Raw genomic sequence first — 7248 nt, forward strand, 5'->3', positions numbered from 1 at the left:
CAGCGCTTCGGCCGCGCACCCACCACCCTGCAACCCCGAACCTGCATCGTCATCGTCGAGATCGAGGGCGAGGACGGGCCGCTGGCCGTGGGCGTGTTGGTCGATGCGGTCAACGCCGTGCTCGACCTGGAGGCCGCACAGATCGAGCCCCCGCCGAGCTTCGGCACCGGGCTGCGCCAGGAGTTCATCCGCGGCATGGCTCGCATCGACAACGGTTTCATCATCCTGCTCGACGTGGGCCATGTGCTGTCGGTGGACGACATGGCGGGTTTGGCGCAAGTGGCCAGCGCGAGGGACTAAACAGGCCTCGGCCCCCGACCGGTGCCCGCGCGCATGTCATTTTTCTCACCTCTTCTCGTCGATCTGAGCATCTTCGCCCTGGCGATCCTCGGCGTGATGCTGCTCGCCCTGAAAGTGATTCAGCACTTCTGGGGATCTGGCGCGGAGAGCAGCTACACACCCGCGGCCCTGCTGTTCACGGCGGGGATTGCTTCGGCCGTGCGCAACCGATTTCCGTGGATGCAAAAGGCTTATCGCCATCGCCCCGATCGCAAGCTCATGCTGACCGCCGCGGTCATTCTGCTGCTGGCCAGTTCGCTCACCGCGTTGTTCACCGCGCTGGTCATGGCCGACCATGAACGCAAGCAGTTGACGCAGAGCATGGAGAGCGACCGCGACGCCCTGGGCCGGGCCTTGCAGATGTCGATGGAAGTGCGCGGCAAGGAATTGCAGCGCTTTGCGCAGAATCCCCTGCTGGTCGCGACACTGCAGGGTCTGCGCGATGGGAAGAGCGACAGCAACAACCCGCCTTCGCCGCTGCTGAACACCCGGTTGACCGATCTTCGCATCATGATGGATCTGCTGGCACCCCATGAGTACAGCATCACCAACCTGTGGGGTGAGACCGTACTTTCCAGCGAAGCGTCCACGGTTCACCATCCGGGCCTGCCCAGTCTGGCGCCGACGACGTTCCCGAGTCAGGCCATCCTGCAGCGTGACCCGGCAACCCTCGATTTCTATCTTCACATGCAGTTGCCGATCCGCGACGGCGCGCAGACCCTCGGCCACTTCAGCGCCTCGTTGCCCTTGCCCACCGCCAGCCGCATTGCCCGCGAACTCGCACGACGTTCGAAAAGCACGGTCATCCAGATCTGCGGTCTTTCCGACACCCTGTGGACCTGCCTGCCCAGCCGTGTGGGCGAGTTGGAGCAGACCACCGTTTTGAGCGGGAACAAACTCCCGCTCGAGGCGCTGGGGTCCGAAGGCCAAAGCGGCACCGCCTTCCAGGACAAGGACGGTGAGCGATGGCTCGTCAGCTACAGCCCGCTTGGGCAGACCGGACTGAGCCTCGCCGTGGAAGTGCCGTCCGCCGATCTCTATGCGCCTGTGGTTGGCACGCTGGAGGCGGGTTTGCTCCTCGTGCCGGGCCTCGTGCTTCTGGGGCTTCTGGCGCTGGGATGGCGACTGCGCCCGATCATGCAGGAACTGCATCGAGCCAACGCACAGATTCACAGCGCCTTCGAGTATTCGGGCATCGGCATTCTGCTGGTGAGTGGCCGCGGAGACATCCTCGATTTCAATCCGGCCTTCAGTGACATGCTGGGCTACACGCGGGACGAACTGGCCAGGCATCGTGTCGTCGATGACTTTCTGCACCCCGACGACCGCGGCACAGTGAATGCCCAGCTCGGCGGCATGGCCCAAGCCGAAGTGGGCCCCTACTGTGCTCACCGCCGCTATCGCCACAAGAATGGTCAGTACCGCATGTTGCAGTGGCACGTCTCGCCTGTCACCGATGCGGACGGAGAGATCGGCTCCATCGTCTGCTACGCCCTCGACGTCACCGACGCCCTCGAACGCAAAGACGCCTCGATCCGGCAGACTGCCTTTCTGAATGCCGTGCTCGACAACCTGCAGGAGGTGATTTATGCCTGCGACCAGGACGGTCGCGTCATCTACACCAACCACCCTGCCACACGCGAGGCTCTTGCCCGCCACGCCGTCGGCGACCTGGCCAGCCTCGACACGTTCCGCCCGATCTACACCCTCGATCACAAACCGCTGGCTGTGGAAAACAGGCCCCTTGAGCGTGGCCTGCGGGGCGAGGCGACCCGGGGTCTGGAGTACAGCTCCCCTACCGACGATGGTGAATGGCGCTATTTCGAGTTCTCGGGCTATCCCTTGCGCGATGAGCAGGGGCGCATCCTGGGCGCCGTCTCCATCTCTCATGACCTGACCGAGATCCGCGCCGCCGAACGCCGCCTCAAATGGCTGGTCGAGCACGACGAGCTGACCGAACTGCCGAATCAGACCCTGGCCATCGACTCGCTCGAGCGCTGGCTCGAATCGCAGACCGGTGCCAGCCAACAAGGGCTGGCGGTCTACATGCTGGACATCGACCGGTTCCGTCAGATCAACGACAGCTTCGGCCATGCTCTGGGCGACGACCTGCTGATCGAAACCGCATCGAGATTGAAAGCCGCGCTGTCGCCAGCCGATCTGCTGGCAAGGTGGGGCGGCAACGCCTTCGTCGTCCTTCACCCCTGCGAGGCAGATCATCAGTCGGTGCAGAACGATGCCGAGCTTCTTCTGGACAGCCTGAGTCAGCCTTTCGTCCTCGACGGTCAGACCATCTTCATCACCGCCAGCCTGGGCATCGCCCGCGCTCCGCGCGACGGACGCTCGGCTACTCAGCTGTTCAGCCGCGCCGACCTGGCCATGTATCGCTGCAAGGCCAACAATCCGGGGGGCGCTTTGATGTATACCGCCGACATGAGCCACCGCGGACGCGAGCTCATCGAAATGGAGACCGATCTGCGCCATGCCCTCGCCCTGGAGCAGTTCTTCGTCGTGTATCAACCCAAGGTGTGCCTGCAGACCGGCGAGGTGATCGGCGCGGAAGCCCTTCTGCGCTGGCAGCATCCGCAGCACGGTCTGGTGTCTCCCGCCACCTTCATCCCCCTGCTCGAAGAAACCGGGCTGATCGTGCCCGTCGGTCAGTGGGTGCTCAATGCCGTGTGCAGGCAACTGCATGACTGGCAGAGACAGGGCAAGACGCCCCGGCCCATCGCGGTGAACTGCTCGATGCGGCAATTGCAGGGCGATCTGATTCTGCGGCAGGTCTCGACGGCACTGGAGGGGTCGGGCATCGCGCCCGAACTTCTGGAGCTGGAAATCACCGAGAGCATGATGCTGCGCGACCCCGAGCATGTCAGCGGGCTGATCGTGCGCCTGCGCAACATGGGCGTGAACACGTCCATCGACGACTTCGGCACGGGCTATTCCTCGCTGGCCTCGCTCAAGCGCCTGCCGGTTTCCACCCTCAAGCTCGACCGCGCCTTCGTCAAGGATCTGCCCACCGATGCGGACGACGCCGCGATCACCCGCGCGGTCATGTCCATGGCCAAGGCCCTGCACCTGAGCGTCGTCGCCGAGGGCGTTGAAACCCAGGAACAGGCTGAATTCCTGCGGCAGCTCGGCTGCGAGGCCTATCAGGGCTGGCTGTTCAGCCCGGCCGTGCCAGCCAAACGCTTTGCCGACTATCTGCCCGACGCCGACGTCTGCGTCACCGATTGAACAAGTCTGACCATGAACACACTCACCGACACCGAGCTCAATGGCTTCTCCCGCCTGATGTTCGAGGCTGCGGGCATCACCCTGGCGCCGACGAAAAAAGCCCTGGTCGAAGGACGCATCTCCAAGCGCCTGCATGCGTTGGGGCTGGCGACCTTCACCGACTATCTGCGGCATATCCGCCACGATGCCGCCGAGCGCCAGCAGGCCATTGACCTACTGACCACCAACGAGACTTATTTCTTCCGCGAGCCGCGTCACTTCGCCTATCTGTCCGAGACGATCGTGCCCAGCGCCGATGCCTCGCGCCCGTTTCGCGTGTGGAGCGCGGCGTGTTCCAGTGGTGAGGAGCCTTACAGCATCGCCATGGTGCTGGCCGAGCGCATGGGTCAGCGCCCCTGGGAGATCGTCGCCTCCGACATCTCCACCCGGGTGATCGACCAGGCCCGGCGCGCGATCTATCCCATGGAGCGTGCCGAGAAAATCCCCCAGGCCTATCTCAAGGCCTTCTGTCTGAAGGGCACAGGCACGCAGGAGGGCATGTTCACCCTGCAGCCGTCGATCCGTGATCGACTCAGGTTTCAGATCATCAATCTGAACACCACCCTGCCCGACCTCGGCACCTTCGACCTCATCGTGCTGCGCAACGTGATGATCTATTTCGATGCCGACACCAAGCGCGCCGTCTGCCGCAGGCTGCTCGACGTGCTGCGGCCCGGCGGGCATCTGTTCATCGGCCACTCCGAGAGCCTCAATGGCCTCGACCTTCAGGTGCGTGCCGTACAGCCGGCCGTGTATCGCAAGCCGCTATGAACACCACGCTGCGCACACAAGCCTCGGCGGAGGCGGACCTGGAAGAACCGCTGGAAATCTTTCTGCAGCCCGGCGAGCTTTACTTCGGTGAGGGGCGCACGCGGGTGCGTACCCTGCTGGGGTCGTGTGTGGCCATCGCCGTATGGCACCCACAGCGCAGAATTGGCGGCCTGTGCCACTACATGCTGCCCGGGCGTGGCGCGCATCACGGCGCCCACCGCGCCCTCGATGGCCGCTACGCCGACGAGGCCATGCTGCTGTTCCTGCGCGACATGCGGGCCGCTGGCACCCGGCCGGAGGAATACGAAGCCAAGCTCTTCGGTGGCGGGCGCATGTTCACCCAGGACAAGCCGCCACATGTGCATGTGGGCTGTACCGATGTGCCCTGCAAGAACGTGCTCCGGGGGCGCGAGCTGGTACGCCAGCACGGACTGCGCCTCAAGGCCGAACACCTCGGAGGTCAGGGCCACCGCAACCTGATGTTTGAAATCTGGAGCGGCGACGCCTATCTCAAATTCTGGGGCCAAAACGCCGAGCAATGCCTCGGCTGAGGAATGCCCATCACTCCCTTCGGAGATGCCCTCATGATTCGGCCCGACAAGGTCAAAGTCTTCATCGTCGATGATTCCGCCGTGGTGCGGCAGGTGCTTCAGGTCGTGCTACAGCGTGACCCCGGCATCGCCGTCATCGGCACCGCGCCTGACCCGCTGTTCGCGCTGCAGCGCATGCAGCAAGGCTACTGGCCCGACGTGTTGGTGCTCGATGTCGAGATGCCGCGCATGGATGGCATCACCTTTCTCAAGAAGCTCATGGCCGAGCGGCCGCTGCCCGTCGTCATCTGCTCCACCCTGACGGAGAAGGGCGCGCAGATCACCCTGGACGCCCTGGCGGCCGGCGCCGTCAGCGTGGTCACCAAACCGCGTGTGGGGCTCAAGGATTTTCTGGTGGACCAGACCGCGGAGCTGACCCAGACCATCAAGGCCGCGGCACGCGCCAATACCCGCAGCCTGCGCCCCGCCGTTCGGACCGCGGCCAGCGCGGTCAAGGCGCCGACCCAGTCCACCATCACCCCCAGTGCGCACATCCTCACCAACACGACGGAAAAAATCATCGCCATGGGCATGTCCACCGGGGGCACCGTGGCGCTGGAGCGTGTGCTCACCACCCTGCCCCGCACCCTGCCTGGCATCGCCGTGGTGCAGCACATGCCGGAGAAATTCACCGCCACTTTTGCCGAGCGTCTGAACACCGTGTGCGCGCTCGACGTGCGCGAGGCGCGCGACGGCGACCGGCTGGTTCCGGGCCTGGTGCTCATCGCACCCGGTGGGCGCCACATGCAGGTGCGACGCAGCGGCGCGCAATACCACGTCGAGGTGCGCGACGGCCCTCCGGTCAATCGCCACCGTCCGTCGGTCGATGTGCTGTTCCGTTCGGTAGCGCAGTGTGCCGCTCGCAACGCGCTGGGCATCATCCTCACCGGCATGGGCGACGACGGCGCCCGCGGGCTCAAGGAAATGCACGACGCTGGCGCCCGCACCATCGCGCAGGACGAAGCCAGCAGCGTCGTCTACGGCATGCCCAAAGAGGCCGTCAAGCTCGGCGCCGTCGATCGCAGTCTGGCGCTGGGCGATATCGGCGCGGCGATGGTGGAGTACGGACGGGGCTGAACGCGGCTCGAAACGTCGGGGTCTTCCCCGATGCAGCGACATTCTGATGTGTCGTTTTACCCATCACGCTCACACAACAGAATCCACTGCCCCTGATGAACCATCTCCGCATCCGTACCCGCATGGCCCTTGGCCTCATTGGCATGTTGGCCGTCATTGTGATCAATGCCGTTCTGGCGCAGCAGCAACTGGCGCAGTCCAACGCCCGCCTCGATGCCATCGTGCATGTGCAAAGCGAGCGCATCGGCCTGCTCAACACCTTTTTCACCAACTTTCAGGGCACGACCTCCGCGCTCTACCAGACCCTGCTGAATCCGGCGCATGACGAGGCGCAGCAGGCCCTGAAGAAGCAACTCGCGCACAACCGCGAAAGCACTGCCCAAGTCTTCAAGGGCCTGAAAGCCCTGCCGCCCGACGCCGAGGTCAACGCGCAGCTTGCCGAGATTCAAACCCTCATGGCCAGGAATCGCGACGTGCAGCAGCAGGTCATCAGCCTGATGAAGCAAGGGCTCTACCCGCAGGCCAGCACCATCTACACCCAGCTCGCCTCGCCCATCGTGCTAGAGATGCACCAGCACATCCGTACCTTGATCGACCACCAGAAGGCGCAGATGCAGGCGGCGTATGAACAAAGCCAGGATGCCTATGCCAGCGCGGTACGCCGACAGCTCTGGATCACCGCGGGCTTCATCGTCGCCGCGCTGATCGGCGGCATCTGGATCACCCGCTCCATCACCCGTCCTTTGAGCGAGGCGGTGCACGTCGCGCAGCGCGTGGCCGAGGGCGATCTGTCGGTGCGGGTGGTGGCTGCGTCCAAGGATGAGACCGGTCAGCTGCTCACGGCCATGGGGCAGATGGTGGCGCAGCTCACCTCGGTCATCGGTTCGGTGCGTTCATCGGCCGAGCAACTGCTCTCGGCCTCCACCCAGGTCTCGGCCACGTCGCAGAGCCTGTCGCAGTCGTCTTCGGAGCAGGCGGCTTCGGTGGAGGAAACTTCGGCCACGCTGGAGCAGGCCACGGCGTCGATCCGCCAGAACGCGGACAACGCGCGCTTGACGGATGCGATGGCGCAGCAGGCGGCCTCGCAAGCCTCCGAAGGCGGGGCCGCGGTGCAGGGCACGGTCTCGGCGATGCAGAGTATTGCCGAGCGCATCTCGATCATCGATGACATCGCGTATCAGACGAACATGCTGGC

6 protein-coding genes are annotated in these 7248 nt (G+C 64.6%); all 6 read left to right on the forward strand.

Translation table 11 applies throughout. The features are described from left to right. The coding region (locus ASC45_RS15290; protein WP_174514736.1) for a chemotaxis protein CheW at window positions 1-300 on the forward strand (300 nt) is incomplete at its 5' end. A gap of 33 nt (window positions 301-333) precedes the next feature. After that, window positions 334-3576 carry a bifunctional diguanylate cyclase/phosphodiesterase gene (locus ASC45_RS15295; RefSeq protein WP_055451861.1) on the forward strand — a complete coding sequence of 1081 codons (3243 nt, stop codon included), beginning with the start codon at window positions 334-336 and terminating at the stop codon, window positions 3574-3576. Window positions 3577-3588: 12 nt separating this feature from the next. After that, window positions 3589-4386: a CheR family methyltransferase gene (locus tag ASC45_RS15300; protein ID WP_055451862.1), complete on the forward strand. Its 798-nt coding sequence runs from the start codon at window positions 3589-3591 to the stop codon at window positions 4384-4386. Continuing rightward, window positions 4383-4937, forward strand: coding sequence for a chemotaxis protein CheD (locus tag ASC45_RS15305; RefSeq protein ID WP_055451863.1), 555 nt, complete (start codon window positions 4383-4385; stop codon window positions 4935-4937). Before ASC45_RS15300 ends, ASC45_RS15305 begins: the two co-directional genes overlap by 4 nt. A 33-nt stretch (window positions 4938-4970) precedes the next feature. Continuing rightward, entirely contained in the window at window positions 4971-6053 is a 1083-nt protein-coding gene (locus ASC45_RS15310) for a protein-glutamate methylesterase/protein-glutamine glutaminase (protein WP_055451864.1), read from the forward strand. 95 nt (window positions 6054-6148) lie between these two features. Continuing rightward, the coding region (locus ASC45_RS15315) for a methyl-accepting chemotaxis protein (RefSeq protein ID WP_055451865.1) at window positions 6149-7248 on the forward strand (1100 nt) is incomplete at its 3' end.

It is taken from the genome of Thiomonas bhubaneswarensis (genome assembly GCF_001418255.1).
In the GTDB taxonomy this organism is placed as follows: Bacteria; Pseudomonadota; Gammaproteobacteria; order Burkholderiales; family Burkholderiaceae_C; genus Thiomonas; species Thiomonas bhubaneswarensis.